This is a genomic window from Thermalbibacter longus (genome assembly GCF_023806485.1).
In the GTDB taxonomy this organism is placed as follows: Bacteria; Chloroflexota; Chloroflexia; order Thermomicrobiales; family Thermomicrobiaceae; genus Thermalbibacter; species Thermalbibacter longus.
On sequence record NZ_JAMSLR010000003.1, the window covers coordinates 338,967 to 364,985 of the forward strand.

27 protein-coding genes are annotated in these 26,019 nt (G+C 66.6%); 15 read left to right on the forward strand and 12 right to left on the reverse strand.

The annotated features are described in order from the left end of the window. Window positions 1-454: 454 nt before the first annotated feature. Entirely contained in the window at window positions 455-1,765 is a 1,311-nt protein-coding gene (locus NET02_RS06430; RefSeq protein ID WP_284056560.1) for a glycosyltransferase family 4 protein, read from the forward strand. On the opposite strand, the gene NET02_RS06435 is transcribed toward NET02_RS06430, so the two are convergent. The 8 genes from NET02_RS06435 to NET02_RS06470 all read right to left on the reverse strand — a co-directional run bounded on the left by NET02_RS06435 (window position 1,762) and on the right by NET02_RS06470 (window position 8,113). Beyond that, entirely contained in the window at window positions 1,762-2,829 is a 1,068-nt protein-coding gene (locus NET02_RS06435) for an LLM class flavin-dependent oxidoreductase (protein ID WP_284056561.1), read from the reverse strand. The two genes, NET02_RS06430 and NET02_RS06435, sit on opposite strands and share 4 nt — an antisense overlap. 15 nt (window positions 2,830-2,844) lie before the next feature. Further along, on the reverse strand, window positions 2,845-4,242 hold the full coding sequence (locus NET02_RS06440) for an amidase (protein ID WP_284056562.1): 1,398 nt from the start codon (window positions 4,240-4,242) through the stop codon (window positions 2,845-2,847). A gap of 15 nt (window positions 4,243-4,257) precedes the next feature. After that, entirely contained in the window at window positions 4,258-4,452 is a 195-nt protein-coding gene (locus tag NET02_RS06445; RefSeq protein ID WP_284056563.1) for a hypothetical protein, read from the reverse strand. Window positions 4,453-4,593: 141 nt separating this feature from the next. Further along, a complete protein-coding gene (locus NET02_RS06450) occupies window positions 4,594-5,025 on the reverse strand; it encodes a LysM peptidoglycan-binding domain-containing protein (protein WP_284056564.1) in 432 nt (143 codons plus the stop codon). A gap of 69 nt (window positions 5,026-5,094) precedes the next feature. Then, window positions 5,095-5,355: a DUF3006 domain-containing protein gene (locus tag NET02_RS06455; RefSeq protein ID WP_284056565.1), complete on the reverse strand. Its 261-nt coding sequence runs from the start codon at window positions 5,353-5,355 to the stop codon at window positions 5,095-5,097. Then, a complete protein-coding gene (locus tag NET02_RS06460; protein WP_284056566.1) occupies window positions 5,348-6,298 on the reverse strand; it encodes a ComEC/Rec2 family competence protein in 951 nt (316 codons plus the stop codon). Before NET02_RS06460 ends, NET02_RS06455 begins: the two co-directional genes overlap by 8 nt. Before the next feature lie 4 nt (window positions 6,299-6,302). Continuing rightward, a complete protein-coding gene (locus NET02_RS06465; RefSeq protein ID WP_284056567.1) occupies window positions 6,303-6,920 on the reverse strand; it encodes a CDP-alcohol phosphatidyltransferase family protein in 618 nt (205 codons plus the stop codon). Continuing rightward, entirely contained in the window at window positions 6,917-8,113 is a 1,197-nt protein-coding gene (locus NET02_RS06470; protein WP_284056568.1) for a glycosyltransferase family 4 protein, read from the reverse strand. Before NET02_RS06470 ends, NET02_RS06465 begins: the two co-directional genes overlap by 4 nt. 66 nt (window positions 8,114-8,179) lie before the next feature. Here NET02_RS06470 and NET02_RS06475 point away from each other — a divergent pair, with 66 nt between their 5' ends. Then, on the forward strand, window positions 8,180-8,353 hold the full coding sequence (locus NET02_RS06475) for a hypothetical protein (protein WP_284056569.1): 174 nt from the start codon (window positions 8,180-8,182) through the stop codon (window positions 8,351-8,353). A 17-nt stretch (window positions 8,354-8,370) separates the two neighbouring features. Here NET02_RS06475 and NET02_RS06480 read toward each other — a convergent pair whose 3' ends face one another. Then, entirely contained in the window at window positions 8,371-8,898 is a 528-nt protein-coding gene (locus NET02_RS06480; protein WP_284056570.1) for a PRC-barrel domain-containing protein, read from the reverse strand. A gap of 138 nt (window positions 8,899-9,036) precedes the next feature. Beyond that, window positions 9,037-9,825 carry an SDR family oxidoreductase gene (locus tag NET02_RS06485; protein ID WP_284056571.1) on the reverse strand — a complete coding sequence of 263 codons (789 nt, stop codon included), beginning with the start codon at window positions 9,823-9,825 and terminating at the stop codon, window positions 9,037-9,039. Window positions 9,826-10,179: 354 nt separating this feature from the next. On the opposite strand from NET02_RS06485, the gene NET02_RS06490 reads away from it, so the two are divergent. From NET02_RS06490 to NET02_RS06545, 12 genes are all read left to right on the forward strand, one after another. Beyond that, window positions 10,180-12,615 (forward strand): transglycosylase domain-containing protein, encoded by a 2,436-nt coding sequence (locus NET02_RS06490; protein WP_284056572.1) that lies wholly within the window; start codon window positions 10,180-10,182, stop codon window positions 12,613-12,615. 202 nt (window positions 12,616-12,817) lie between these two features. Further along, the gene (locus tag NET02_RS06495; RefSeq protein ID WP_284056573.1) at window positions 12,818-13,672 is read left to right on the forward strand and encodes a sulfurtransferase; all 855 of its coding nucleotides are present in this window, start codon (window positions 12,818-12,820) and stop codon (window positions 13,670-13,672) included. A 286-nt stretch (window positions 13,673-13,958) separates the two neighbouring features. Continuing rightward, entirely contained in the window at window positions 13,959-14,264 is a 306-nt protein-coding gene (locus tag NET02_RS06500; RefSeq protein WP_347711013.1) for an NADH-quinone oxidoreductase subunit A, read from the forward strand. Further along, complete coding sequence (locus NET02_RS06505) at window positions 14,255-14,815, forward strand: NADH-quinone oxidoreductase subunit B (RefSeq protein WP_284056575.1); 561 nt, start codon at window positions 14,255-14,257, stop codon at window positions 14,813-14,815. The genes NET02_RS06500 and NET02_RS06505 overlap by 10 nt, the downstream gene beginning before the upstream one ends. Window positions 14,816-14,832: 17 nt before the next feature. After that, window positions 14,833-15,453: an NADH-quinone oxidoreductase subunit C gene (locus NET02_RS06510; RefSeq protein ID WP_284056576.1), complete on the forward strand. Its 621-nt coding sequence runs from the start codon at window positions 14,833-14,835 to the stop codon at window positions 15,451-15,453. Continuing rightward, entirely contained in the window at window positions 15,450-16,679 is a 1,230-nt protein-coding gene (gene nuoD / locus NET02_RS06515) for an NADH dehydrogenase (quinone) subunit D (protein ID WP_284056577.1), read from the forward strand. The genes NET02_RS06510 and nuoD overlap by 4 nt, the downstream gene beginning before the upstream one ends. 108 nt (window positions 16,680-16,787) lie before the next feature. Beyond that, window positions 16,788-17,813 carry an NADH-quinone oxidoreductase subunit NuoH gene (gene nuoH / locus NET02_RS06520; RefSeq protein ID WP_284056578.1) on the forward strand — a complete coding sequence of 342 codons (1,026 nt, stop codon included), beginning with the start codon at window positions 16,788-16,790 and terminating at the stop codon, window positions 17,811-17,813. 61 nt (window positions 17,814-17,874) lie between these two features. Continuing rightward, window positions 17,875-18,597, forward strand: coding sequence for an NADH-quinone oxidoreductase subunit J family protein (locus NET02_RS06525; protein ID WP_284056579.1), 723 nt, complete (start codon window positions 17,875-17,877; stop codon window positions 18,595-18,597). Beyond that, on the forward strand, window positions 18,594-18,902 hold the full coding sequence (gene nuoK / locus NET02_RS06530; protein WP_284056580.1) for an NADH-quinone oxidoreductase subunit NuoK: 309 nt from the start codon (window positions 18,594-18,596) through the stop codon (window positions 18,900-18,902). Before NET02_RS06525 ends, nuoK begins: the two co-directional genes overlap by 4 nt. Window positions 18,903-18,990: 88 nt before the next feature. Beyond that, on the forward strand, window positions 18,991-20,892 hold the full coding sequence (nuoL, locus tag NET02_RS06535; RefSeq protein ID WP_284056581.1) for an NADH-quinone oxidoreductase subunit L: 1,902 nt from the start codon (window positions 18,991-18,993) through the stop codon (window positions 20,890-20,892). A gap of 12 nt (window positions 20,893-20,904) precedes the next feature. After that, a complete protein-coding gene (locus NET02_RS06540; protein WP_284056582.1) occupies window positions 20,905-22,491 on the forward strand; it encodes a complex I subunit 4 family protein in 1,587 nt (528 codons plus the stop codon). Between the two features lie 24 nt (window positions 22,492-22,515). Further along, window positions 22,516-24,003 carry an NADH-quinone oxidoreductase subunit N gene (locus NET02_RS06545; protein WP_284056583.1) on the forward strand — a complete coding sequence of 496 codons (1,488 nt, stop codon included), beginning with the start codon at window positions 22,516-22,518 and terminating at the stop codon, window positions 24,001-24,003. A gap of 60 nt (window positions 24,004-24,063) precedes the next feature. Here the strand turns inward: NET02_RS06545 and NET02_RS06550 are convergent, their stop codons facing one another. Next, window positions 24,064-24,396 carry a hypothetical protein gene (locus NET02_RS06550; protein ID WP_284056584.1) on the reverse strand — a complete coding sequence of 111 codons (333 nt, stop codon included), beginning with the start codon at window positions 24,394-24,396 and terminating at the stop codon, window positions 24,064-24,066. Between NET02_RS06550 and NET02_RS06555 the strand changes: the two genes are divergently transcribed. Then, window positions 24,395-24,652 (forward strand): hypothetical protein, encoded by a 258-nt coding sequence (locus NET02_RS06555; RefSeq protein ID WP_284056585.1) that lies wholly within the window; start codon window positions 24,395-24,397, stop codon window positions 24,650-24,652. The genes NET02_RS06550 and NET02_RS06555 overlap by 2 nt on opposite strands. A 111-nt stretch (window positions 24,653-24,763) precedes the next feature. Here NET02_RS06555 and ligD read toward each other — a convergent pair whose 3' ends face one another. After that, the gene (ligD, locus tag NET02_RS06560) at window positions 24,764-25,678 is read right to left on the reverse strand and encodes a non-homologous end-joining DNA ligase (protein WP_284056586.1); all 915 of its coding nucleotides are present in this window, start codon (window positions 25,676-25,678) and stop codon (window positions 24,764-24,766) included. Window positions 25,679-26,019: the final 341 nt, after the last annotated feature.

Here is a 26,019-nt window from a genome sequence, read left to right on the forward strand (position 1 = left end):
ATTGCTGAGACGAGCCGCGCCCGCGGCTTCGGCGTCGCCGGTGGATCGACGCACCCTCGGCGACGCCGCGGCGGTCGGAGCTGGTGGACGAGCTCGGGTGGACGTGCGAGGCCGAGTAGGGTATGCTCCTCCTGGTGGTAACGTTATGGTAAGTATCGAGAAAGGGGGAGCTGCGCTGTCGCGATCTGCAACGGTATGCTCGCGGCGCCGAAGGGGGCCGGTGACGAGTGCCTATGCACGGATCGAGGCTTATGTCTTGTGAAGTGGTGCCAGGTCGGCACCAATTCTTCACACGTTGCGTAGATCAAGTATCCACGCTCAGTCTTCACTAACTTGACACGTAACGCCTCATACAACTATATAAGACGAATGGGGAGGGGCAAGGCGTCGCCTGGCTGCGGTCACGGCACTGCGCGCCTGGCCTCGGATACGACGACGAAGGAGGTCTTGCGCGATGCGGATCGCCCAGATTGCGCCGCTCTACGAGGCTGTACCACCGAAGCTGTACGGTGGAACCGAACGGGTGGTGCATGCGCTGGTAGAGGAATTGGTCCGCCGTGGCCATGAGGTAACGCTCTTCGCGACGGCGGACTCTCGCACGAGCGCCCGCCTGGTACCGATGGCCGACGGCGGGTTGCGCTTGCTCGGTACGAAGGATCCCTGGGCTCTGCATGTTGCCATGCTGGAGGAAGTCTATGCCCAGGCCGACCAGTTCGACGTGATCCACTCGCACGTCGACTACCTTACCTTTCCGTTCGCCCGCCAAAGCTCCACGCCCACCATCACCACGCTACACGGGCGACTCGACATGCCGGAAACCCGGCGGGTGCTCGCGCGCTTCCCGGAGCAGCGTCTGGTCAGCATCAGCGAGACGCAGCGTCTACCGCTGGCCGATCTGCCGCTCCGCTGGCAAGCCACGGTCTACAACGGCATTCGCCTGGAGCACTTCCCGTTCCGCGCGGAGCCGGATGATCCACCCTACCTTGTCTTCCTAGGCCGCATCTCCCCGGAGAAGGGGCCGCTGCAGGCGATCGAGGTCGCCAAGCGCGCCGGGATCCCGCTGAAGATCGCGGCCAAGATCGATCCGGCCGATCGGGAGTGGGCAGAGGCGAACTTCCTGCCGCTGCTGGACACGCCGGGCGTCGAATATCTGGGCGAGGTGAACGAGCAGCAGAAGGCAGAGTTGCTCGGCGGCGCGCTGGCGCTGCTCTTCCCGATCAACTGGCCAGAGCCCTTCGGGCTCGTGATGATCGAGTCGATGGCCTGCGGCACGCCGGTGGTGGCTTTCCCCGGCGGTTCGGTCGAAGAGATCGTTGTCGACGGCGTCACCGGGCTGATCTGCCACTCGCACACGATCGACGAGATGGTCGCGGCACTCGAGCGGGTCGAGCAACTCGACCGGGCAGCCTGCCGGCGACATGTCGAACGGTACTTCAGTAGCCGGGTGATGGCCGAGCGCTACGAAGCGGTCTACCGCCAGGCGCTGGCGGAGTCGCTGGCCGAGCGACTCGGCCCGGCGATCGCCAGCCTCGATGGGCGGCTCACGACGCGCGACCTCATCGGGCATGATGGCCGGCATCTCCTGCTCACCGCGCGGGTGCTGCGCAACGGCCAGACTCAGCAGACTCCCGACGAGAAGGGGCAAGCCTCGCTGGACTGGTACGACGACGGCCGGATCCCGGAGAATGGGCACGCAACCGCTGCGCCGGGTGTCACGACGTTGAGCGAGCAGAGCATCGATCGGGATCGACCGGCCGCCGATTAGGGTCGAATTCGGGCAACGAGGTCCGCATACGCGTGGGGATCTAGGTCGCCCGGCGGCGCCACGAAGACGTGCGTAACACCGATCTCCGCCAGCCGGCGCAGCCGGGCTCTGATCTCCTCTGCCGATCCGACATGACTGACGGCCGCGACCAGCTCGGTCGGGATCAGGCGTCGTGCTGTGGCGAGATCACCGAGCTCTCTCGCAGCGCTCAGCCCACCGCCTCGCGCCAGCACCTCCTCGGTACGCATCACCTCGCGCAGGCGAGCAATGAGTGCGGGCACGTCGAACCCAGGGACTTCGAGCTGCCTAGCCATGCCAGGCAACGTGCAGAGCAGCGCCAGCAGGCTCTTGCGCCGCTCGAGGATCGGCTCCGGGTCATCGGTCACGGTGATCGCGGTGCGGACGAAGATGCTGAACGCGTCGGGATCTCGCCCTGCCATTTCGACTTTCCGGCGGAGCTCGGGTACGAGGCGGCGCAGAAACGGCTCGCTGGCGAAGTCGGCAATCAGCACGCCGTCAGCCTGGCTCGTGGCTAGGGCCAGCGCGCGTGGCCCAAGCGCGGCCAGATAGATCGGGATCGAAGGCTGCACTGGGCCGAACGCGAGGCGCCAGTCCTGCACACGAAACTGCCCCGAGGACGAGGCCCGGTACGGCGGTTGCCACCACTGGCGCAGCAGCGCGATCGTCTCTCGCAGCGCGCGGAGCGGCTGCCCGGTCTCGATTCCCAGGCTTACCCGGTACCACTCCGGCTGGCCACGGCCTAGCCCGAGGAACGCTCGGCCACCGGAGAGTCGGTCGAGCGTCACCGCCGACATCGCGAGCAAGACCGGATGCCGGAGGTACGGGTTCGTAACGCCCGTGCCGAGCCGGATACGCTCGGTGCGGTTCGCCGCCGCGCCCAGCACGGCGAAGGCGTCCCAGCCATCAGGGTCCTCGCTGAGCCAGGCCGAGTGCAACCCGGCCTGGTCGGCGACCTCGATGATGCGAATCGCCTCGCGGGCCGCTCGCTGCGGGTCGGCGCTGCGCGCCCACGGATGGTGCGAGAGGTCGAGGCAGAACTCCATGATGCCGGGCGTCCCTCAGAGCGGTGGCTGGCGGAGGTGCCAGTCCGTGCGCGCCTGGTAGGCCCGCGCCACCGCCAGCAGCCGGTTCTCCGAACCGGCCGCGCCGACGAGCTGGAGTCCGGTTGGCAGCCCGCGCTCGCCGAAGCCGTTCGGCACGCTGATGGCCGGCAACCCTGCCAGGTTCCCAGCGCTACCGAGCGGCAGACGGCGTCCCTTACCCGCATAGTCGTCGAAGCGCATGCTCAGCGGGCTGGCGACGACCGCCGTCGCCGGGTGCACGATGGCGTCGTAGCGAGCCAGCAGCGCGCTGAGCGCCGCGCGCGCCTGTCGCCGGATGCGCATGGCCCGCAGGTAGTCCACCGCGGGGATGGTCAGGCCAGCGTAGCCGCCTGTCCGGTCTTCCGGCGCGGTCAACCCCAGGAGAATGCCGGAATGGAGCATCTCCTCGAAGGCCGAGGCTGCCTCGGCGCTCAGGATCAGCCGGGCCGTCTCGTTATACGGGAAGTCGGGCAGCGTCACGGGTTCCAGGTGGGCGAACTCGCCCAGCACGCCGAGCGCCGCCTCGAAGTTGGCCCGCACTTCAGGCTGCGCGGTCTCCAGACTCTCTTCCAGCACGCCGATCCGGAACCCCTGCGTTGGTTCGTCTTCGGGCCGGTAGCGGAAGCGCTCGGGCGACGTCGAGGGGTCGTTCGGATCCGGGCCGGCGATGGCGTCGAGCACTAGGCCGCAGTCGTCGGCGCTGCGGCACATCGGCCCGATCTTGTCCAGCGTCCAGCTCAGTACCATGCCTCCGAACCGGCTGACGCGACCGTAGGTCGGTCGCAGGCCGGTGATCCCGCAGTAGCTGGACGGGGTGAGGATCGACCCCCATGTCTCCGAACCGAGGGCGAAGGGCACGGCGCCAGCACCGACCGCCGATCCGGGGCCGCTTGAGGAACCACCGCTCCAGGCGTCGAGGTTCCAGGGGTTGAGGCCAGGCCCGGTCAATGAGGCGTTCGGCTGCTCGTACCCCATCCCGCCAGCCAGCTCGACGGTGCCGAGCTTGGCGACCAGCACCGCGCCGGCGTCCCGCAACCGTGCGATAACCGTCGCATCGAAGTCGAAGCGCTGCTCACGTAGCGGCTCGGCTCCCCAGGTGGTCGGGTATCCGGCCGCGGCCAGCAGATCCTTGGCGCCATACGGGATCCCGTGGAGCGGTCCGCGATCGAGCCCGGCGGCCAGTTCCGCCTCCGCGAGCTGGGCCTCGCGGAGCGCCCGCTCTCTGGTAACAGTGACCACCGCGTTGAGCCGCCGGCCGACCGTCTCCAGCCGGTCGATAAAGTACTCGGCCAGTTCGGTCGGCGTCGTCTCCCCCGCTCGAAGGAGCTTCCCGAGTTCGCGAATGCTCAGATAGGCGAATTCGCGGGTTGCCACGGCTTCCCTCTCCCCTCACGGCACGAAGGTGAAGTCCGGCTCGTCGGCGTTGTCCAGCGCTCGCTGGCGGAGCGTCGCCGCTGCCTGCACGAGCTGCTCCAGATCCTCGCGGATCTCTTCCCACTGCGGCTCGGTAAACCGGTCCGGAAACCGGTTCCGCAGGCTGGCCAACCGCCGCTCGATCTCGCCGGTCATCTGGGGATCGGTCATGGTTCCCTCCTCCTGCCTGTCTCCGTGGCGCACCTGGCACTATACGGCGGAGACGCGTGGCTGTCAGCACTGCGGAAGCTCGGGCTCGGGACTGCGAGCCCGTCTATCGCGCTTATCGCGCTCCAGTGAGGCGACTCCGGTCTACTGGCCCTGCCCTTGTGGCGTGGGGATGACGAGCACCTGGCCCGCTTGCAAGGTATTCGGATCGCTGATGTTGTTCGCGTCGATCAGGGCCTGCACATCGACGTTGAATTTCGCGGCGATACCGAAGAGCGTGTCGCCAGGCTGCACCACGTAGGAGGTGGGAGTCTCTCCACTCGGCTGGGAGCCTTCCGGTGTCGAGTTGCCTTCGGGGACAGCGGTCGGTGTCGCGCTGGGGTTTACGGCTGGCCCAGGTGTCGGCGTGACGATCTCGAGCATCACTGGGGACGTGGGAGTCGGCGTGGCGCTCGGTGTCGGAGTCGCCTCCGGTTCGCTCAGGCCGAGACAGCTCGCCGTCAGCAGTCCGCAGAGCAGAAGCCTCACCCACCGCAGCGCGCGCCAGGCATCGGGTGCAGACCCTTGCCGGCCCATAGCCCCTCCCACTCGAAGCTCGGTCCTTTCCGCCGCTAAGCATAGCAGCGATCGGTGCTGGCCAGTCACCTACCCCTGCTCTGTCCCCGGCTCGGGACCGAAGAGACGCTGCTGCAGGCTCCGGATCCGCTCTCGCCGCTCGCGCTCGGTCGCCGGATCCGGCTCCCAACGCAGCCGGAGGACAGAACCCCTCCGGGTTCCCTTCGGCAGAATGGCGAGCGGGACGACCAGTTGCTGGCCGTCGTCCAGCACCAGCACGGCAAGTGGTTCCCCTCGCTCGTCCGACTCGATCCGGTCCACAGCGGCAATAAGTGCCGGCTCGCTACCCATCGACGGGCCCTCCGCTGACCTGTACCCGATAGCTCGTCCCGTCGCTCTCGATAAGCACCGTGCCGTCGACATCGGTCCGGTAGACTGCGACGCCGGCAGCACGGAGGCGATTGACCACTTCGGCGTGCGGATGACCGTAGGGATTATCTGCACCGGCTGAGATGACCGCGATCGCTGGCCGCACCGCGTCGATCAGCTCGGGCGTGGTTGAGGTCTGGCTGCCATGATGGGGAACCTGCAAGACCGGTGCGCGTAGCCCGCCGTCTTCCAGCGCGACGAGCTGGCGCTCCGCTGGTGCCTCGATGTCACCGGTCAACAGGACCGTGACCGCGCCGTGCACGAGACGGACCACCAGCGCGTTGTCGTTGTCCGCGACCTCGCCGCTCTCGTCTCGCAGGAGCGGATCGCGCGGCCAGAGGATCTCCAGCCTGACGTGCTCTCCCAGCATGAACGCCTGGCCGCGGCGGGCCCGCTGAGCCGGAACGGCCTGATCGGCCACACGCTCCAGCGTCTCCAGGTATGCCTGGTTGGTCGACGGCAGCGCGGGATCGACGAAGGTGCCGATCGCGAATGAGTCGAGCACCACGGGCATGCCGCCGACGTGGTCTTGATCGGGGTGACTCAAGAGCAGGTAGTCGAGCCGGCTTACTCCCCGGGCCTCGAAGAATGGGCCGATGACTTCCTGCACGTCGCGCGCGCTGTTGCCGGCGTCGTAGAGCAGCGCGTGACCGTCGGCCGTGACGACGGCCACGGCCAGGGCCTGCCCGACGTCGAGGAAGGCGATGGTCGTCTGACCGCCACTTGCGGACGGCTCTACGCTGGTACCGCGTAGCCAGCCGGAACGGGCCAGCAGCGTGAGCGCGGCCAGGAGCAGCAGGCCCAGTAGCAGCACCCAGGCCGGCAGGCGAAATCTTTCCCGCCGGGCCCTTCGACCTCGTACCACGGCATCATCCCCGAGGTGTGCCAGGCTGTTGGGGCCGGTCGAGTGCCCGGCTCCGGCGCCACATCAGATAGGTGCGCTGTAGCACCGTCAGATTGGTCGCGATCGCCAGAATCCAGAGAACCCAGACCGGCCGGTTGAGGAGCAGGAACAGCGCCAGCACGACGATCCGTTCAGGTCGCGCGAACAGGCCGGCAGTCAATGGCACTCCGGCTGCCTCGGCCCGCGCGCGGGCGTAGCTGACCATCAGCGAGCCGACGATGGTGGCATAACAGAGCAGCACAGCGACCTCTCCCAGGCCTGCGCGCAGGATATGGACGAGCAGCCCGCCGACGAGGACCGCCTCCGAGTACCGATCCAGCGTCGAGTCGAGGAAGCCCCCGAAGCGGGTGACACGCCGGGTCGCGCGGGCAACCGCGCCGTCCAGCATGTCGAAAGCGCCGGCAAGGAGCGCTAGCACTCCGGCCAGCCTGAGATGACCGGAAGCGATGACCAGAGCCACCCCGAAGTTGAGGAAGAACCCGATCACGGTCAGCGCGTTCGGCGAGAGCCGGGTGCGGGCGACGAACTCCCCGACCCGATGGAGTCGTCCGCGTACGCGGTCGGCCACGATGGAGCTGATCATGGTGTCTCACCACTCCACCAGCCACGCAGCGGGATGCGGGTGATCGACGGCCGGGGAACCGGCGTTGCCGCCTTCCGGATGTCCACGGCCCGCAGTCGCTCGTAGTAGGCCAGCGTCTGCTCGGCGATCACCGACCAGGAAAATCGCTCGGCACGCTGCCGCCCTGCCCGGCCCAGCCGCTCGCGCAGGTCACGGTCGGCCAGCAGGTGCACGAGCGCCAGCGCCAGCGCCTCCGGATTCTTGCGCTCCACCAGCAATCCCTCGACTCCATGCCGGACCACGTAGCGGTAGCCCCGGATGTCGGAGGCGACCACGGGTCTGCCGCTCGCCATCGCCTCCAGCAAGACGATCCCGAAGCTCTCCCGGCCGGTGGCCGGGGAGCAGAACACGTCGCAGGATGTGTAGTAGCGCGGCAGCTCGTGTGGCGCGATCGGCCCGACGAAGTGGAGGTGCGACTCCAGCTCGTAGCGATCGATCAACCACTGGAACCGGCGTGGATCGCCTGGGCCGACGACCAGGAGCAGGCAGGCAGGAAACTCGCGCCGCACCAGCGCCAGCGCTTCCAGGAGATACTTGAACCCTTTCCGCGACTCATTGTACCGGCCGACGAAGAGGATCGTCGGCCGGTCACCGAACCGCTGGATGGGCGGCACATCCGGCCGGAACACCTCCACATCGATCCCGTTCGGGATCAACTCGTAGTGGCCCGGAAAGTAGCGGCTCACGAACTCCAGCGCTGCCGGTGAGACGGCGATCCGCCCATGGAGCTTGCTGAAGAAATGCGCGAGTACCGGCTTACCGTAGAGATAACCGAGGTTGTGCGAGCGCGCGGCGTGAAACGTTCCCACGTTGACCGTCCGTGAGTGGAGCAGGACGAGAAGCGGCAGAGCGGGCGCCAGCGGCTCGTGGAGGTGGATGATATCGAACCGCTCCCGCTGGAGCAGATCTTTGACCTTGCCCGAGACGAAGGGCGAGAGCGTGATACGAGCCGTCGAGCCGTTCGCCGGGATTGGGACAGCCGTCCCGAGCTTGATGAAGTGGCCGTCATCGTACTCGTCTTCGCCGAGCGAGCGCGGGGTAAGCACGCGCGTCTCGTGCCCACGCTTCCGGAACTGGGCATCGAGGTGCAAGATATGCTCGTTGACGCCGCCGGGGAAGGTGAAGTCGAAGGGTGAGACCAGGAGGATCTTCATGGCGCATGCTGTCCCGCATCCAGGCGACCGCCGCATGACCCGATCCGGCCGGGAGGGGGGATCACGATGAACTGGGCCGCCGCGCTGTTCGCTGCCGGCCTCTGGTGGCTGCTGGCCACTGCCTGGCTTCTGTTGCGACCCAGGCCGCAACCCATGCGTCTCTCCCAGCTCGGACTGCGGCTGCTCCAGGATCTTCTACCAGGGCTGCTGCTCGGTCTCCTGTTCGGCCGGCTGCTCTGATGCCGGGATCCCCAGGCTTACCGGCCTGCTGCCCCACCGGTCTCTGCCGTCCCCGCTTCGTCCGTCTCGACCGCGCTCTCCGGCACGACGACCACATCCCGGCCGATACTGATCACTTGCGCGATCGGAACCGACTGCCGCCGGCCGAACAGCCCTGCAAGCCCCACCGGCGCGATCTCGATCGTCGTGAGGCGACCGGATGGCGTGTCGATCTCGCCGCCGGCCACAGTGCCTAGCAGGCGCCCCTGATCGCTTACCACGCGGAGGCTGGTGAATTCTCTGAGACTCAGCAGTTCCCGGTTCGAGTCATCGGACTCTGCCCGCACCACGTCGCGGCCGGGAATCATTGCGGCGTCGGGGCCGATGCTGGTCACCGCGTCCATCTCGACGAAGGTCGTGCGCCCGCTGAGCAGCCCGCCGCTGCTAATCTGCAAGCGCACGACCCGCCGGTCGCCCGGGCTGAGCAGGACATCGGACACCTCGCCGAGCCGCTGGCCGTCCTGGACCGCGACCACCGCCAGTCCCTTGAGGTCTTTGATGTCCACGGTCCACGTCCCTTCCAGGCTCTCCGGCTCGAGTCCTCGATCGTCATCATAACCGAAGGTCGGACCTGTTGTCCCGCGCTGGACTTGCGCCCTGTCACCTGTCTCTGCCGCAGAATCGGTCGATGCCCCGCTAGCCGCTCACAGGCTGCCGCGGTACAGGCCGCCGTCGACGAGAATTGTCTGGCCCGTTACGTAGCTGGCAGCCGGCGACGCCAGGAAGGCCACCACGTTGGCGAACTCCTCGGGCTCGCCGAGCCGCCCCAAGGGGATCCCACTGGCGCTGTCCTGCAGCGCTTCCTCCAGCGTGATCCCCTGGCGCTCCGCGCGCTGCCGGGCCAGATCGACGATGCGGTCAGTGCGGGTCGAACCCGGGCCGACATTGTTGACCCGGATGTTGTACGGCGCCAGCTCGTCGGCGAGCGTCTTGGCGAACCCGACGACGCCCAGGCGGGCGGTGTTCGAGAGAATCAGCCCGCTGATCGGCTGCTTGACCGAGATCGAGGTGATGGTGACGATGCTGCCGCCTTGCCGCTTGAGATAGGGCACAGCTGCCCGGCAAAGCCGGATCGTGCTCATCAAGTTGAGCTGAATCGCGTCGAGGTAGGCCTGCTCGTCGAAGTCCTCGAAGCCACCACCAGGAGGCCCGCCAGCGTTGGTCACCAAGATGTCGAGCCGGCCAAAGTGTCGCACGGTCTCGTCGACGACGCGTTGTACCTGGGCGGAGTCCCGGGCGTCAGCCACCTGGGCCAGGACGCTCGCGCCGGTCTCCTGGCGGAGGCGCTCAGCGGCTTCCTCGATCCTCCCAGCATCTCGGGAGAAGATACTGACAGAAGCTCCCTCACGCGCGAAGCCGCGCGCGACTGCGTACCCTAGCCCCTTGCTCGCCGCGGCGACCAACGCCACCTTGCCCTGGAGTCCGAGATCCATCGATGTCCTCCCCTCGCCGGACGGACGAACTCTCCGCCGGGGCTGATTGTAACGGAAGGCGTTCGGCTTCCCGTCCGGCGCGCTGTCGCCTTGAAGACGCGTTTGAACCGCGTGGTATCATCTTGAACCGCGGGCACATTGCTTATGTCCACACTGTGTTCAGGAAGCCCGTATCGGGTCACTGAGGGACAAGCACCGGTGGATCGGCGGCGATACGGACGCAACGGGCGCAACGGGGCTTTTGGCGGGGGCAATGGCTATCCGCCGCGTTCTCGCCGCGCCGCCCGTGTGCGACGGGTTCCGCCCTGGCTCCTCCGGACGCGGTCTCGCAGAAAGCGCAACTCCGGACGGGATGTGCTGACCCGGGTATTCGCTGGCGCGTTGCTGCTGGTGACCTTGCTCGTCGTCGGTACCGCCGGGGCGGCCGGCGCGACTGGCCTCTTCGCCTGGTCGTACCTGATGGGTGATCTCCCCTCACCCGATCAGATCGAAGCTCCCCAGTTCCAGACCACGAAGATCTACGACCGCAACTGGCGGCTGCTCAGCGAGGTGACTGACCCGTATACCGGCTGGCGCTGGGCGATCAGCTATCAAGAGATCATGGACCACATCGAGCAACAGCAGGATGACCCGGACAAGCCTCACCGGGCCTGGATCATCGATGCGACCATCGCTGCCGAAGACGAGAGCTTCTGGGTCAACCCCGGTGTCGAGCCGCGAGCGATCATCCGCAGCTTCATTACGAACCTCAGTGGCGAGAATATTTCCGGGGCCTCGACGATTACCCAGCAGGTCGTGCGCTTGCTCTACCCGGAGAAGATCGGTACCGAGCGCACGTACTCCCGGAAGCTGCGCGAGGCCGTCATGGCGATTCGCTTCACTCGCCACTACACCAAAGAGCAAATACTCGAGATGTACTTGAACAATGTCTATTACGGCAACCGCTCCTACGGTATCGATGCGGCTAGCCAGTCGTACTTCAACAAGTTCGCCTGGGAACTGAGCCTGGCCGAGGCGGCTATGCTCGCCGGCTTACCCCAAGCGCCGAGCATCTACGACCCCACGCAGAACTACGAGCTGGCGAAGGCGCGCCAGCGCTACGTGCTGGAGCGGATGGTCGAGCTGGGCATGATCACGCGGCAGGAGGCAGACGCTGCCTATCAGGAGCCGCTCTTCCCCCAGACGCGCCAGGATCGAACCACGCTCGCCCCGCACTTCGTCAACTTCGTCAAGGAGTATCTGGAACAGCGCTACGGCGCGAACGCGGTCAACCGGGGAGGGTTGCTCGTCCGGACGACGCTCGACCTCTCGGTGCAGGAGACGGCCCAGCAGATCGTCAGCGACTGGGTCTCCCGGTTGTCCGGTTCTCGCGTCAACAACGGCGCGCTGGTGGCGATGCTGCCCTGGAGCGGCGAGATCATCGCCATGGTGGGGAGCGCTGACTTCTACAACGAGGCGATCGACGGGCAGGTCAACGTGACCGATACTCCGCAGCAGCCGGGCAGCGCGATCAAGCCGATCACCTATCTCGCCGCCTTCGAGTCGCTCGGCTGGCATCCGGGGACGGTCATCTTCGACTATGCCAAGACCTGGCGCCTCCCGAACTGCAAGCCGTATTCGCCTCGGAACGCCACCGGCCAGCACTACGGCGCCATCACGGTTCGCGAGGCGCTGGGCAACTCGCTCAACATCCCGGCGATCCAGGCGCTCGAGGCCGTCGGTATCCCGGCGATGCTCGACATGGCCCAGCGGTTGGGAATCAAGACGTCGTTCTGGCAAGATCCGAATCCGTGCGACCTGTCGATCACGGTCGGCGGGCGCGAGGTGAAGCCTATCGAGCTGACGAATGCCTTCGCGACCATCGCCAACAACGGCCGCTATGTTCCGTACAACCCGATCCTGGAGATCATCGCGCCTGGTAACCAGGTGATCTACCGGCTCGATCGCGCCAACGTCCTCAACCAGGCGGAACAGGTCGTCCGGGCCGAGTATGCCTACCAGATCACCCATATCCTCTCCGATAACCGCGCGCGCTCGATGATCTTCGGAAGCAATAACCCGTTGATCCTGCCGGAGCTGGATAACCGGCCGGTAGCGGCTAAGACGGGTACGTCCGAGGACGCGCGCGATCTCTGGACAGTCGGGTACACGACCGACCTCGTCGTCGGGGTATGGGTAGGCAATACCGACAACAGCCCCACCCGAGGGCTGGACGGGGTGAGCAGCGCTGCCCTCATCTGGCATGACTTCATGGTCCGAGTCCACCAGGATCCGGCGCTCGCTCAGACCTTGCTGGGGCCAGATGGCCAGCCGATCCCGCCGGACTTCCCGCGTCCGCCAGGGATCATCGAGGCCCCCGTCTGTGCCGCGACTGGCAAGCGACCGATCCCCGGCGCTCGCACCGTGACCGAGATCCTGGTGCGCGACGGTGGGCCGAGCCTGCGCTGCGACCAGGTGAACGAGTGGGAGCTGCGCGAGCTGCGCGCCGCGCTCGCGACCCCCAAAGGGATGACGGCGAGAGGTCGCGCGAACTTGAACGCATACGCGGCGATGGTGGGCCGGAGTCCCGTCATCGACGTCGAGCGGCAGCAGCCGCTCCCGACGCCGCAGATCGGCGCTCCGCCCGAGACTCCGACACCGACGCCCCAGGCCGGCACGCCGGCACCTGAAGAGGATCCATTCACCATCCCGGTGCTCACGCCGGTTCCGCAGCCTCCGGAACAGGCCGGGCCCGACGGCGGGGGGAACGGGAACGAACCGGCTCCTACGCCGGACCTGCCAGGCCAGTGAACGCCAGCAGTCGCCGGGGTTCTCCAGCTACGTCCACTGGTTGGTAAAAATGGGCGGCGGTATCTCTTGCCTTCCTGGCTGGTCCGCCCCACACTCCCGGTGACGCGAACCATCGCCCGATGCCTGAACAGAAAGGAGTTTCAGGTGGCCTCTCGTGCGTCGTGACCGCTCTTGCCTGGTATCGAGCCGAGGAGGCATGGTCATGTCACAGCAGCCTGGTGACTACGCCACGAAAAGCGCGCTGGTCGACACTGCGTGGGTCGCACAGCATCTCGATGATCCCCGCGTCCGGCTCGTCGAGGTCGATGTCGACACGAGCGCCTACGATAGCGGTCACATCCCGGGCGCGGTCGGCTGGAACTGGCAGACCCAGCTCAGCGACACGATCCGCCGCGATATTCCCGCAAAGGCCGAGCTCGAGAAGCTCCTCAGCGAGTCCGGAATTTCCCCCGAGACGACGGTTGTGCTCTACGGCGACAACAATAACTGGTTCGCGGCCTGGGCCTTCTGGCACCTCACGATGTTCGGCCACCGTGACGTCAGAATCATGGACGGCGGGCGCAAGAAGTGGGAGGCGGAAGGCCGTCCGATGACGACGGACGCTCCCCAACACCGGGCTACGCAGTATCAGGCGAAGGACCCGGACTACTCGATCCGGGCTTTCCGCGACCAGGTCCTCAGCAGCGTCGGCGTGCCCGGCCGGGCGTTCGTAGACGTGCGCTCGCCCCGGGAGTACAGTGGCGAGCTGCTGGCACCGGAGAACCTGCCCCAGGAGGGCGCCCAGCGCGGCGGCCATATCCCGGGGGCGGTCAACATCCCCTGGAGCCAGGCCGTGCGCGAGGACGGCACCTTCAAGCCTGCCCAGGAGCTCAGGGAGCTGTACGGCAGCAAGGGGATCACGCCAGACAAAGAGATCATCGCCTACTGCCGCATCGGTGAGCGGAGCTCACACACCTGGTTCGTGCTCAAGCACCTGCTCGGCTATCCCAATGTGCGGAACTACGACGGCTCCTGGACCGAATACGGCTCAATGGTCGGCGTGCCGATCGAGCGGTGAGCGGCGAGCCCGCGTCTGTCCCGCGTCGATACACCTGCGGACCCGCTCGCAGGCACCCTGACCAAGAGTGCTCCCCTCGTCCCCGACCCGTCCGGCCGGTACCGTGTCCCAGGTACGGCGGGGCGAGGTGGGGACGAGGGGATGAACGCGCTCCTCTCCAGGCAGCCTGAGATCCGAGATTGTGCTATAGTACACAAACGGGGCAAGGACCTGCCTGGGGTGAGGTGACCAGGTGTCGCTCGCAAGCTATGCCGTCATCGGCCTGCTGCTGATCACGGCCACCATTATGGGCACGACGCTGCTGCTCGTCGGGCGTTTCGTGCGGCCCAGCCGGCCGACGCCCGCGAAGCTGCAACCGTACGAGAGCGGCGTGCCGGACGTGAACCCGCCACGGGCGCGCTTTACGCCGCGCTTCTACCTGGTGGCCTTGCTGTTCGTCATCTTCGATGTCGAAGCGATCTTTCTCTACCCCTGGGCAGTGGCGTTCGACGCACTGGCACTCTATGGCTACGTCCAGGCGGCGCTCTTCGTAGGGCTGCTCCTGGTCGGGCTCCTGTACGAGTGGAAGAAGGGAGCCCTCGAATGGGTGTAGCGGTTGAGGAACAGGTTCAGCGGAATATCTTCACGACCAGCGTCGACTGGGTGTTCAACTGGGCACGGCGTTCGAGTCTCTGGTGGCTACAGTTCGGACTGGCCTGCTGCGCTATCGAGATGATCAGCGCTGCGATGCCCCGGTTCGACCTCGCCGAGCGCTTCGGCATGCTCTACCGGGCCTCGCCGCGCCAGGCAGATCTGATGATCGTCGCCGGCACGGTGACCAAGAAGATGGCTCCGGTCGTGCGACAGCTCTACGACCAGATGGCTGACCCCAAGTGGGTGATCAGCATGGGGAGCTGCGCCAACGTCGGCGGGCCGTTCGACACCTATGCGGTGGTGCAGGGCGTGGATCAGGTGATCCCGGTCGATGTCTACGTGCCGGGTTGCCCGCCACTGCCCGAGGCGCTCTACTACGGCGTGCTCGAGTTGCAGAACCGGGTCATCCGCTACGACTCGATCAAGAAAAAGCAGGGCAAGGAGGCGGCCGAGGCCGATCGCCAGGCTCAGCGCGAGGCCGCGCGGGCAGCGCTCGGTCCGCGGCGCTAGGGCGAGGGTGCGAGACGATGAGCGACGAGCGCCAGCAGGCACCGGTCCCGGCCGTCCAGCCACGCCAGCCGTGGCAGACCGGCTACTGGGGGCCGACGAATCCCGAAGAGCACCCGGCCGTCATCGCCGTGCGCGCGCGTTTCCCGGAGGCGTTCGAGGAGGCGGTCAACTTCCGCGACGAGATGACGATCCGGGTCAAGCGCGAGGCGCTGCGCGAGGTGGTGGAGTTCCTGCGCGACCATCCGGAGCTGCGCTACAACCACCTCACCGATCTCACCGCGGTCGACATGCTCAACCTGCGCGACGAGCCGCGCTTCGACGTCGTGGTCCAGCTCTACTCCATCCCCCGCCGCCAGCGGCTGCGCGTCAAGTGCGGCGTGAACGACGGGGAGACCGTGCCCTCGCTGGTGCCGCTCTTTGCCGGGGCCAACTGGCTGGAGCGCGAGTGCTACGACATGTTCGGCATCGTCTTCGAGGGGCATCCAGACCTCAGACGCATTTTGCTGCCCGATGACTGGGACGAGGGACACCCGCTGCGCAAGGATTACCCGCTCCGCGGTTACCGTGACTACGTGCAGCCGGGATTCGAGCGTCCGGCGCCGCGGGTGCGTGGCTCACTGCCGAGGCCGAGGCCATGATCGATTTCACGCAGGCGACACCGGTTCTCCTGAGCGAAGAGCGGCAGATCACCGAGACTCGCCGCGAGCTGGTCCTCAACATGGGCCCCCAGCATCCCAGCACGCATGGCGTGCTGCGTGTCCGTCTCACCCTGGAGGGCGAGACGGTCATCGCGTGCGACCCGGTGATCGGCTATCTCCATCGCGGCGTGGAGAAGCTGGGCGAATCGCACCGCTACGCGCAGATCGTCCCCTGGACCGACCGGACCGATTACGTTGCTGCCCCGTCCAACAATCTCGGCTATGTGCTGGCGGTGGAGAAGCTGTGCGGCATCGAGGCGCCGGAGCGCGCGCAGTACTGGCGCATGATCATGGCCGAGCTGGCGCGGATCGCCTCGCACCTGGTATGGCTGGGCACCCACGCGCTGGATATCGGCGCGCTCTCGGTCTCGCTCTACACGTTCCGAGACCGCGAGCTGATCCTCGACATCTTCGAGAAGTTCTGCGGCGCCCGGCTCACCACCAACATGATGGAGATCGGCGGCTTCTCCCGCGAGATCCCGCCCGAGCTCCCCGGGATGGTGCGCGATTTCTGCCGATACTTCCCGAAGGCGATCCGAGAGTACGAGGATCTGCTGACGGAGAATCCGATCTGGCTGGCCCGGACGAAGGGCGTGGGAATCGTCGAGCCGGAGGTCGCAATCAACTACAGCCTGACCGGTGCTTGCCTGCGCGGCTCCGGGGTGAACTACGACGTGCGCAAGGCGATGCCGTACCTCCTCTACGATCGGATCGACTTCGAGGTGCCACTCGGTACTCACGGCGACGTCTACGACCGCTACCTTGTGCGTGTCGAGGAGATGCGACAGTCCGTCCGCATCATCGAGCAGTGCCTCGACCAGGTGCCGGCAGACGGGCCGCTGATGGCCTACGAGTCGAACTATGTCATCCCGCCGCACGAGACGGTGATGACGACGGCCGAGGACATGCAGCGCCACTTCATCTGGGTCATCAAGGGGTTCTCGCCACCGAAGGGCGAGGTCTATCACGCCGTCGAGCATTCGAAGGGAGAACTCGGCTACTACATCGTGAGCGATGGGTCGCCGATACCCTACCGGATGCGGATCCGATCCCCAGACTTCGTGAACCTGCAATCGCTGCCCTACATGGCGCAGGGCGCGATGCTGGCGGACGTGGTCGCCTTGATCGGGACGATCGATATCGTGCTCGGCTCGGTCGACCGCTAGGAGCGCGATGGGTACGCCGTCGTCGCCGTCCAGATCCGGAGAACGGGTCACGCGAGACGAGGGCGACGAGCGGCTGTGCGGCACGAACGGGAGTGATCGCCGGAACCGATGGACTGGGAAGCGCTGATCGTAAGCTACCTGCTCGGCTTCGTCCTGCTCAACATCCTGCTCGTGCTGATGGCCTACATGACCTGGTTCGAACGCCGGCTCGTGGCGTTCTTCCAGGATCGGATCGGGCCGAACCGTACTGGGCCGTTCGGCCTGCTCCAACCGATCGCCGACGGTGTCAAATTGATCAGCAAAGAGGATATTGTCCCAGCGAACGCCGACCGGCTCATCTTCCTGGTTGCGCCGCTGCTCTCCTTCGTGCTGGCGCCGCTCGGCGCGCTCGTCGTCCCGTTCGGGGACTCGATCACGCTGTTCGGTCGCCAGATCAACCTCTACGTTATCGACATCAACGTGGCAACACTCTACTTCTTGGCGGTCGGCTCGATGGGCGTCTACGGCATCATCCTCGGGGGCTACGCTTCGGGGAACCGCTACTCGCTCCTGGGCGCGCTCCGCTCTACTGCCCAGGTGATCAGCTACGAGCTGGTACTCGGGCTCTCGCTGGTCGGCATCTTCATCCTGACCGGCTCGCTGAGCCTGGTCGAGATCCTGCGCGCGCAGCAGCGAACGCTGATCCTCGGCGGGCTGGAGCTGCCCAACTGGTTCATCCTGAGCCAGCCGCTGGCGTTCGTCCTGTTCCTGATCGCCGCCGTGGCCGAGACCAACCGCGCGCCGTTCGACCTTCCAGAGGCCGAGACTGAGCTGATCGCCGGCTATTTCACCGAGTACTCCGGCTTCCGGTTCTCGTTCTACTTCCTGGCTGAGTACATCAACATGATCGTGGTCTCGCTGATCGCTGCCACGCTCTTCCTCGGCGGGATCGACGGGCCGTTCATCGACGGTATCTGGTGGCTGGTGGCGAAAGCGTTCATCTTCCTGTTCTTCTATGTGTGGCTCCGCGCCACGCTGCCGCGTTTCCGCTACGACCAGCTCATGGGCTTGGCCTGGAAAGTGCTGCTCCCGCTGGCGCTGATCAATATCGGCGTCACCGGACTGGTGCGGCTCTGGGGGATCGGGGCGCTGTGAGCCGGGCGATGACCGTGTTTTCGTCGCCGGCGGAGCTGGGTTGGGAGGCTGAGACCGACTGATGGCGATCGAAGTCCTGATCTTCTATCTGCTGGCGGGGGTCGCGATCGCTGCCGCGGCCGGGGTGGTGCTGGCACGCAACCCGGTACACAGCGCGGTGTCGCTGGTTCTGTCCTTCATCAACGTGGCGGCCATCTACGTGGTGCTGCGGGCCGAGTTTCTTGCCGTGGCCCAGATCATCGTGTACACCGGCGCGATCATCGTGCTGGTGCTCTTCGTGCTCATGCTGGTACAGCAGCAAGACCTGCCCGAGTTTCACGGCGGCCGTCCGCTACGGCGGGCGGTCGGCTTTCTACTGGGGCTGGCCCTGCTGGCCGAGGTGGCAGCGGCTATCCTGACGCGCTCGCTCCGCGGGGCACCCGGCTCCTGGACACCGGAGGCCGTGGCTGCAGTCGGCGGGAATATCCAGGCCATCGGTCGCGAACTCTACTCCGCCTACATGCTGCCGATCCAGGCGACGGCGCTGCTGCTGCTGGCCGCGACGATCGGCGCGCTGTTCCTGGCCCGGCCGGAGCTGGTCGAGGAGCGGCTGGCAGTGGCACGGCGGCTGTTCACGATCTCGCTCGCTCACCCGCGCGGGGTCGATACGCTGCAGCCGGTGGCCGAGCTGCCCGCGCCGCAGGATGGCCAGCTCAAACCAGCCGGGGGCGACCGGTCATTGGTGATGGCGCGTACTGCCGAAGAGTTCACTGAGCAGCCGGCCTGGGGGGAGAGTCGACGATGAGCGAGCTCACGACGGCGCACTTCCTGTTTCTGAGCGCGGCGCTCTTCATCATCGGAATGGTGGGCGTGCTTACCCGGCGCAACGTGCTGATCATCTTCATGTGCGTTGAATTGATGCTCAACGCGGTGAACGTCACCTTTATCGGCTTCGCCTGGGAGCAGAACGCGCTGACCGGGCAGATCTTCGCGCTCTTCGTCATCGCAGTCGCCGCCGCCGAGGCGGTGATCGGCCTGGGGATCGTGATGGCACTCAGTCGACGGCTGGATACGGTAGACATCGACGAGGTGCGCCAGCTCCGCGAGTAACGGCTGTCCTCCACCGCGTGGGGATCTCCGGTAGCTGAGCCGGCAGGCGACAGGCAACGCGGGCGGGGAGGTACGGGAGAGCAGAGGCATGGAGTGGATCGCCGACTGGCTGTTCATTATCCCGCTGGCGCCGCTGGTAGCGGCGGCCGTCAACTTCCTGCTCGGGCGCTGGTGGATCCGTGACCGGGCCCATTGGATCGCCGTGCCGGCGGTCGGGATCTCCTTCCTGGCCAGCATTCCGGCCTTCCTTGCTGTTGCCCAGCACCATGAGCCGCTGAGCCAGCACCTCTATACCTGGATCCCGGCCGGCGACTTCCAAGTGCCGGTGACGCTCTACGTCGACCAGCTCACCGCGGTCATGCTGCTCGTCGTGACTGGGGTCGGCTTCCTGGTGCACCTGTACTCGATCGGCTACATGCACGGCGACCCGGGGTACCACCGCTTCTTCGCGTACCTGCCACTGTTCGTCTTCTCCATGCTGATGCTGGTGCTGGCCAGCAACTTCCTGGTCCTGTTCGTCTTCTGGGAGGCGGTCGGCCTCTGCTCGTACCTCCTGATCGGCTTCTGGTTCCGTCGCCGCTCGGCGGCCGACGCGGCCAAGAAGGCGTTCATCGTCAACCGGGTCGGCGACTTCGGCTTCGGCGTCGGCGTCATGCTGATCTTCGTCACGCTGGGCACGCTGAACTACGCCGAGGTCTTCGAGCGAGTCGGGACGCTCAGCGCCGGCACAGTCACCGCCATCGCGCTGCTTCTCTTCACCGGCGCCGTCGGGAAGTCGGCACAGGTGCCGCTCTTCGTTTGGTTGCCGGACGCGATGGAGGGCCCCACGCCGGTCTCGGCCCTGATCCACGCGGCGACGATGGTCACGGCGGGCATCTTCATGGTGGCGCGCGCCCACCCGATCTTCGTCGCCTCGCCCACGGCGATGCTGGTCGTCGCGATCGTTGGGGCGCTCACGGCGTTCATCGCCGCGACCATTGCGGTGACGCAGTACGACATCAAGCGGGTCGTCGCGTACTCGACGGTGAGCCAGCTCGGGTATATGGCCATCGCGCTGGGCACGGGCGCGTGGATCGCTGCCATCTTCCACCTGTTCACCCACGCCTTCTTCAAGGCGCTGCTCTTCCTCGGCTCGGGCAGCGTGATGCACGGCCTGCACGACGAGCTGGACATGCGGCGGATGGGCGGCTTGAAGCGCTACATGCCGCTGACCTATTGGACGTTTCTGATCGGGGCGGCGGCCAATGCTGGTATCCTGCCGCTGGCCGGCTTCTGGAGCAAGGACGAGATCATCGTGGGGGCATGGGTCGCGGGCTACCCGGTGATCGCCCTCATCGCCCTAGCGGCGGCCTTCTTCACCTCGCTGTACATGTTCCGGGCCGTATTCATGACCTTCCACGGCGAGGAGCGATTCGACCGGGAGCACCTGCACCCGCACGATCCGTCGTGGACGATGTCCGTGCCGCTGGTGATCCTGGCGGTCGGAGCGGCTGTGGCCGGCTTCGTCGGCGTACCGCCGGAGCAGGGCTGGTTCCACCACCTGCTGGAGCCGGTGTTCGAGGGCACCGAGCACCACGAGGTGAGCCTGGCGACGACGCTGACGTTCGGTGTCGTCTCCACTCTAGTCGCCTTGGCCGGGCTCTACGCGGCCGCGGCCGCCTACGTGTTCCGTTCCGTCTCGCCGGCAGCCGTGGCGGAGCGGCTGGGCCCGCTGTACCGGCTGGCCCACAACAAGTGGTACTTCGACGACATCTACCAGCGATTCATCGTCGAGCCGGCGCGCGCCTCCGCCGTTTTCCTCTGGCGGCAGATCGACGTCGGGGTCATCGACGCGGCGGTCAACGGCGTGGCCAGCCTGGTGGTGTGGACCAGCCAGCTCTGGCGCCGGGCCCAGACCGGCCTGGTGGCCAACTACGTGCTGGCCATCGCGCTCGGCACCGTGATCATCGTCGGCGCGTACCTGGTGGCCGGCAGCAGTCTGTTCAGGTAGGGGAGCGAAGCGGTGGATCAGATCCCGATCCTCAGCCTGATCACCTATGCGCCGCTGGCCGGCGCGCTCGTCCTGTTCCTCTGGCCCCGCGCGACGGAGCGCGCGGCGCGCTGGATCGCCCTGCTCGGCGCCGGCGTCTCCTTCGTCCTCTCGCTCGCCTTGCTCGCTGCGTTCGACCGCTCGGCTACGGGCATGCAGTTCACCGAGTTCATCGACTGGCTGCCGGGGCTGGGGATCGCCTACCGGCTGGGCGTGGACGGTATCAGCGCGCCGCTGGTGGTGCTGACGACGCTGTTGAGCCTGATCTCGATCATCGCCTCCTGGGATCCGATCAAGCGGCGGGTACGCGAGTACTACATCTCGCTCCTGCTGCTCGAGACCGGCATGCTCGGCGTCTTCGTCAGCCTCGACCTCTTCCTGTTCTACATCTTCTGGGAGGTGATGCTGATCCCGATGGCGCTGATCATCGGGATCTGGGGCAGCGCGAACCGGGTATACGCGGCAGTCAAGTTCTTCCTCTACACGCTCGCCGGCAGCCTGCTGATGCTGGTGGGCATCGTCGCGGTCTATCAGGCGTACTTCGAGCAGACCGGCGTGCGCACGCTCAACGTGCTGGAGCTGGCCCAGGGCACCTACGGGCAAGCGTTCCAGATGTGGGCCTTCGCGGCCTTCTTCCTGGCCTTCGCCATCAAGATCCCGATGTGGCCCTTCCACACCTGGTTGCCAGACGCCCACGTCGAGGCCCCGACGGCGGGCTCGGTGATCCTCGCCGGCATCCTGCTGAAGATGGGTGGGTACGGCTTCCTGCGCTTCAACCTTCCGCTCTTCCCGGACGCCACCCGAGCCTGGGCGCCGTTCATCATCGTTGTCTCGCTGATCGCGATCATCTACGGCGCGCTGGTGGCGCTCGTCCAGCCGGACCTCAAGAAGCTGGTGGCCTACTCCTCGGTGAGCCACATGGGCTTCGTGACGCTCGGCATCTTCGCGCTGAACGCGCAGGGACTGTACGGCGCCATGATCGTGATGATCAGCCACGGGCTAGTCACTGGTGCCCTCTTCCTGCTGGTCGGTGTCCTCTATGAGCGTGCGCATACCCGTGAGATCAGCGCCTTCGGCGGGTTACACCGCTCCATGCCGCTGGCGGCCGCCTTCTGGGGCCTCTTCGCGTTCGCTTCGCTCGGGTTGCCGGGGCTCAGCGGCTTCGTCGGCGAGTTCTTGGCGATTCTCGGTGGCTTCCGGGCCTATCGCTGGGCCGGCGTCATTGCCATGGTCGTGGTGATCCTGGCGGCCTGGTACATGCTCTGGATGCTCCAGCGGATCGTGATGATGCGCGCGCCGGGGGAGCCACCAGACCCCGACGATCCCGAGCTGCGGCTGGCGAACGCCTACGCGGTACCGCCGGCGGCTGGAGGCGCTGGGCCGCACGGGCATACCGTCGACCCGCGCACCTTCCCGGATCTGAACTGGAAGGAATTCGCGACGCTGGCACCGCTCGCAGTACTGACGGTCTGGCTCGGTGTCTATCCAGGGTACGTGATGCGCATCCTGCAGCCGGCGATCGAGCAGGTGCTCTCGGCGTTCGGGCGCATCGGGCTCTGAGAACGGAGATCAGAGGAGAGAACCGTGCCGGTGCAACTCGTTGCCCCCGACTGGTCGCTGCTCGTCCCGCCGCTGGTCGTGCTCGGGACGATCCTGGTGCTCCTCGCGGCAGACCTGGTGCTCCCGCGCGAGCGGCAGGCCGGGCTCACCGTGGTTGCGCTCCTCGGGCTGGCAGTGTCTCTGGTCTCGCTGCTGGCGATCGACTGGACGGCCGGCGCCAGCACGTTCGGTGGCATGTATCGGGCCGACTCGTTCAGTCTTTTCGTCTCCCTGGTGGCGCTGGTCGCCGGTATCCTGTCCATCCTCGTTTCGGCCGGCTACGTCGAGTCGGGTATCGAGCCGGGGGGAATGGCGCTAGCCGAATACCTCTCGCTGCTGCTCTTCTCGGTGCTGGGCACGATGCTGGTCGGTGCGGCGGGTGACCTGCTGATGATCTTCCTCGGCATCGAGATGAGCTCGCTGGCCGTCTACGCGCTGACGGCCTTCGCTCGCCGGCGGCTGACCTCGATCGAGGGCGCGCTGAAGTACTTCCTGCTGGGCGCCTTCGCCACGGCCATTTTCCTGTACGGCATCGCCTGGGTCTACGGCCTGACCGGCAGCATCATGCTCGACGACATCGCCGGCGCGCTCCGGGATATCGTCCAGGGTGACGCGCCGGTCGAGGCGTCGCTTCTGCTAGCGCTGCTGCTGCTAGCTGTCGGGCTCGGGTTCAAGGTGGCGGCGGTGCCGTTCCATATGTGGACGCCCGATGCCTACCAGGGTGCTCCGACGCCGGTCTCGGCCTACATGTCGGTGGTGCCGAAGGTGGCCGGCTTCGCGGCTATGGCGCGGGTTCTGGTGCAAGGGTTGAGCCCGCTGAGCGAGCAGTGGCTGCTCCTGATCGCCATCCTGGCGTTCATCACGATGGTCTACGGCAACGTGGTCGCGATCGCCCAGCGCGACGTCAAGCGAATGCTCGGCTACTCCTCGATCGGCCACACCGGCTACATGCTGGCGGGTCTGGCTGCCTTCACCAGCCTGCAGCCCGGCGACCGCAGCGTCGGCAGCATGCTCTTCTACCTGTTCGCCTACGCCTTCATGAATATCGGTGCCTTCGGGGTCGTGGCCTGGTTGCAGGAGCGCGGGCAGGGCGTCGACCTGGAAGACTTCCAGGGACTGGCCGCGCGTAGCCCGCTGGCCGCCATCGCGATGACGATCTTCATGCTCTCGCTGATGGGCATGCCGCCGCTGATCGGCTTCTATGCCAAGTACTACGTGATCCTGGCGCTGATCGAGGCCGGCTTGCTCTGGCTAGCGGTCGCGATCGTGATCATGAGCGCGGTATCGGCCTTCTTCTACCTGCGCGTGGTGGCGGTGATGTACTTCAACGAGCCGGCCGGAGCCTGGCAGCCCGCTCGGACGCCGCTGCTCGGCGCCGGGCTGGCGGTGATGGCGCTCGGCAACCTCGCGCTGGGGCTGTTCTCCGGCCCGGTGCTCGACCTGGCGCAGCGCTGGGCCCTGGCCTTCGCCTGAGCACGACGTCCAGGCCACTTACTCTTCTTCATGTAGAGCAAAGAACGCCTCTGTGCTATGCTATGGGCTGCTGGCAGGAGGTTGTGGAACGTAGACGATGTCGCCCACCCGGAGCCACTTGGGATCGGGATGACCGCTTGCTCCGATCGTGCCATCCCGGCGCCTGTACTGGTGCACGATTGCGATTTTCGTGCCGTCATGCCCGTAGTAACGCAGTGTCTGGCTCATGGAGCAGTGCTCGGTATGAGTGAGACTCGTGACATGGCTTTCGCGGATGACCTCCGCTCGCAGCTCGCCGTTCTGGACGCGTTCCCAATAGCGGAGGGTATTGAAGAGCCGGCGGATCTCTGCCTCGGAGACGACCTGCACCTGTGGATCGGAGTGTGCACGCATGCACGCTGACTCCCTCGCCCGCGAGCTGGCGGGGCTGATCTCGGACTACCTGGTCGGCGAGCTAGATTTTGGCTCGTTCGAGCAGGCTTTTGTTGGGCTGACCTGGAACGCGCACCAGTTGGGGGACGCTTCGCTGGATGAGGTGGTCAAGGACATCGAGCACGCACTGGTGCAGAGTCGAGCCCACGTCTTCAATGAGACGGAATTCCGCCGCTGGCTAACGGACGCGCTGCACAAGCTAGCCGTTCGCACCTAACGACCTCGCACCTCTTCGCAGCCCGGCCTAGATCCATTGCCCCGGCAGTATACATGAGCGTACGTATGCAAAGAACGGTGGCACCATGCGTTGGCGCGCTCTGGCCATCTGTCAGCGATCAAGCGGCAGCCGCTGGGGCTGAACCTTCGCTCTGGCCCACGGATCACCGATCGCGTCCAGCCGCTGGGGCAGCGTGCGGATCGTAAAGTGCTCCGGGCGCACCTGGCCCTCCTCCACCTCCTCCCAGGCCAGCGGGGCCGAGGCCGGGGCTCCGGGCCGGGCGCGCAGGGTATACGGGGCCGCGGTGTTGCGCGCCAGGCTGTTCTGGGCGTGGTCGATCGTCACCCGCTCGTCCTCGTCGTGGGTCGCGCCGTCGCCGGTGGCCACCAGATCGGGATGCTCCCGGCTCAGCTCCTCGGCCAATCGATGCACCCACTCTCGTACTGCCTCGACCGGATGAACCGGCTCCAGCGGGAGGAAGAGGTGCAGCCCGGAGCCGCCGCTCGTCTTGGGCAGAGCAGCAATCTTGTCCCGGGCCAGCCGCTCGCGCACCAGCAGCGCGACCCGCAAGACGCGCTCGTAGCCGGCCCGTGGGCCAGGGTCGAGATCGAGGATCGCCCAGTCAGGCCTATCCGGGTGCTCGGCCGGCGCGTGCCACTGGTGGAACTCGATCGCGCCGCGGTTGGCGTACCAGATCAGCCCGGCGACGTTCTCAATCAGAGGGAGACGTCGCGCCTGCCCAGTCGTCTGCGGCCGGTAGGGAGCCGTGCGCAGCCAGCCGGGCAGGCGCGCGGGCGCGTTGCGCTGGTAGTGGCCGGACCGTTCGATGCCATCGGGGAACACGCGCAGCGTCACCGGGCGGCCGCGCAGGTACGGGAGCATCGCCGGGCCGGTGTGCCGGTAGTAGTCGAGCAGGTCGCGCTTGGTCAACCCTTCGGCTGGCCAAAGCACCTTGTCCAGGTGCGTGACCTCGACCTCGACCCCGTCGATCTCCCAGCGCTCGCCTGCAGACATGCGGCGTGCCATCGCGTCGCTCCCTCGCTTCGCTGAAGCCTCGCCTGGGCCGGGACTCTGCCCGAAACTGGGCCGAGCGCCCTTTACGAGCGTACTCCCGGCAACCGGGCGTGTACACCGTGGACATCAGGCCGCCAGGTCGGAGTCGCGCCGGAGCGGTTCGCGAGTGCCCCGCGGCGAGCTGGGCTCACTACGACTGGAACCGGAGCTACACGGACGGGCGCTCGGGCTGGAGCTCGTTCTCCAGGCTGCGGAGTGGCCGCGCGCACGGCAGCGCGTCTGCCGTGATCTGTTAGACGACTTTGCCGGCGTTCTACGGCCGCGCTGGCGCTCGCGTCTGGCGCGCCTGTTAC

Excerpts from the sequence above, each read along its gene's own strand:
- NET02_RS06435 (WP_284056561.1), bottom strand. The coding sequence starts at position 2,829 with ATGGAGTTCTGCCTCGACCTCTCGCACCATCCGTGGGCGCGCAGCGCC.
- NET02_RS06500 (WP_347711013.1), top strand. The coding sequence starts at position 13,959 with ATGGGCACGACGCTGCTGCTCGTCGGGCGTTTCGTGCGGCCCAGCCGG.
- NET02_RS06525 (WP_284056579.1), top strand. The coding sequence starts at position 17,875 with ATGGCGATCGAAGTCCTGATCTTCTATCTGCTGGCGGGGGTCGCGATC.
- nuoH (WP_284056578.1), top strand. The coding sequence starts at position 16,788 with ATGGACTGGGAAGCGCTGATCGTAAGCTACCTGCTCGGCTTCGTCCTG.
- NET02_RS06455 (WP_284056565.1), bottom strand. The coding sequence starts at position 5,355 with ATGGGTAGCGAGCCGGCACTTATTGCCGCTGTGGACCGGATCGAGTCG.
- nuoD (WP_284056577.1), top strand. The coding sequence starts at position 15,450 with ATGATCGATTTCACGCAGGCGACACCGGTTCTCCTGAGCGAAGAGCGG.
- NET02_RS06430 (WP_284056560.1), top strand. The coding sequence starts at position 455 with ATGCGGATCGCCCAGATTGCGCCGCTCTACGAGGCTGTACCACCGAAG.
- NET02_RS06495 (WP_284056573.1), top strand. The coding sequence starts at position 12,818 with ATGTCACAGCAGCCTGGTGACTACGCCACGAAAAGCGCGCTGGTCGAC.
- NET02_RS06470 (WP_284056568.1), bottom strand. The coding sequence starts at position 8,113 with ATGAAGATCCTCCTGGTCTCACCCTTCGACTTCACCTTCCCCGGCGGC.
- NET02_RS06475 (WP_284056569.1), top strand. The coding sequence starts at position 8,180 with ATGAACTGGGCCGCCGCGCTGTTCGCTGCCGGCCTCTGGTGGCTGCTG.
- ligD (WP_284056586.1), bottom strand. The coding sequence starts at position 25,678 with ATGGCACGCCGCATGTCTGCAGGCGAGCGCTGGGAGATCGACGGGGTC.
- NET02_RS06505 (WP_284056575.1), top strand. The coding sequence starts at position 14,255 with ATGGGTGTAGCGGTTGAGGAACAGGTTCAGCGGAATATCTTCACGACC.
- NET02_RS06465 (WP_284056567.1), bottom strand. The coding sequence starts at position 6,920 with ATGATCAGCTCCATCGTGGCCGACCGCGTACGCGGACGACTCCATCGG.
- NET02_RS06485 (WP_284056571.1), bottom strand. The coding sequence starts at position 9,825 with ATGGATCTCGGACTCCAGGGCAAGGTGGCGTTGGTCGCCGCGGCGAGC.
- NET02_RS06555 (WP_284056585.1), top strand. The coding sequence starts at position 24,395 with ATGCACGCTGACTCCCTCGCCCGCGAGCTGGCGGGGCTGATCTCGGAC.
- nuoL (WP_284056581.1), top strand. The coding sequence starts at position 18,991 with ATGGAGTGGATCGCCGACTGGCTGTTCATTATCCCGCTGGCGCCGCTG.
- NET02_RS06445 (WP_284056563.1), bottom strand. The coding sequence starts at position 4,452 with ATGACCGATCCCCAGATGACCGGCGAGATCGAGCGGCGGTTGGCCAGC.
- NET02_RS06510 (WP_284056576.1), top strand. The coding sequence starts at position 14,833 with ATGAGCGACGAGCGCCAGCAGGCACCGGTCCCGGCCGTCCAGCCACGC.
- nuoK (WP_284056580.1), top strand. The coding sequence starts at position 18,594 with ATGAGCGAGCTCACGACGGCGCACTTCCTGTTTCTGAGCGCGGCGCTC.
- NET02_RS06550 (WP_284056584.1), bottom strand. The coding sequence starts at position 24,396 with ATGCGTGCACACTCCGATCCACAGGTGCAGGTCGTCTCCGAGGCAGAG.
- NET02_RS06450 (WP_284056564.1), bottom strand. The coding sequence starts at position 5,025 with ATGGGCCGGCAAGGGTCTGCACCCGATGCCTGGCGCGCGCTGCGGTGG.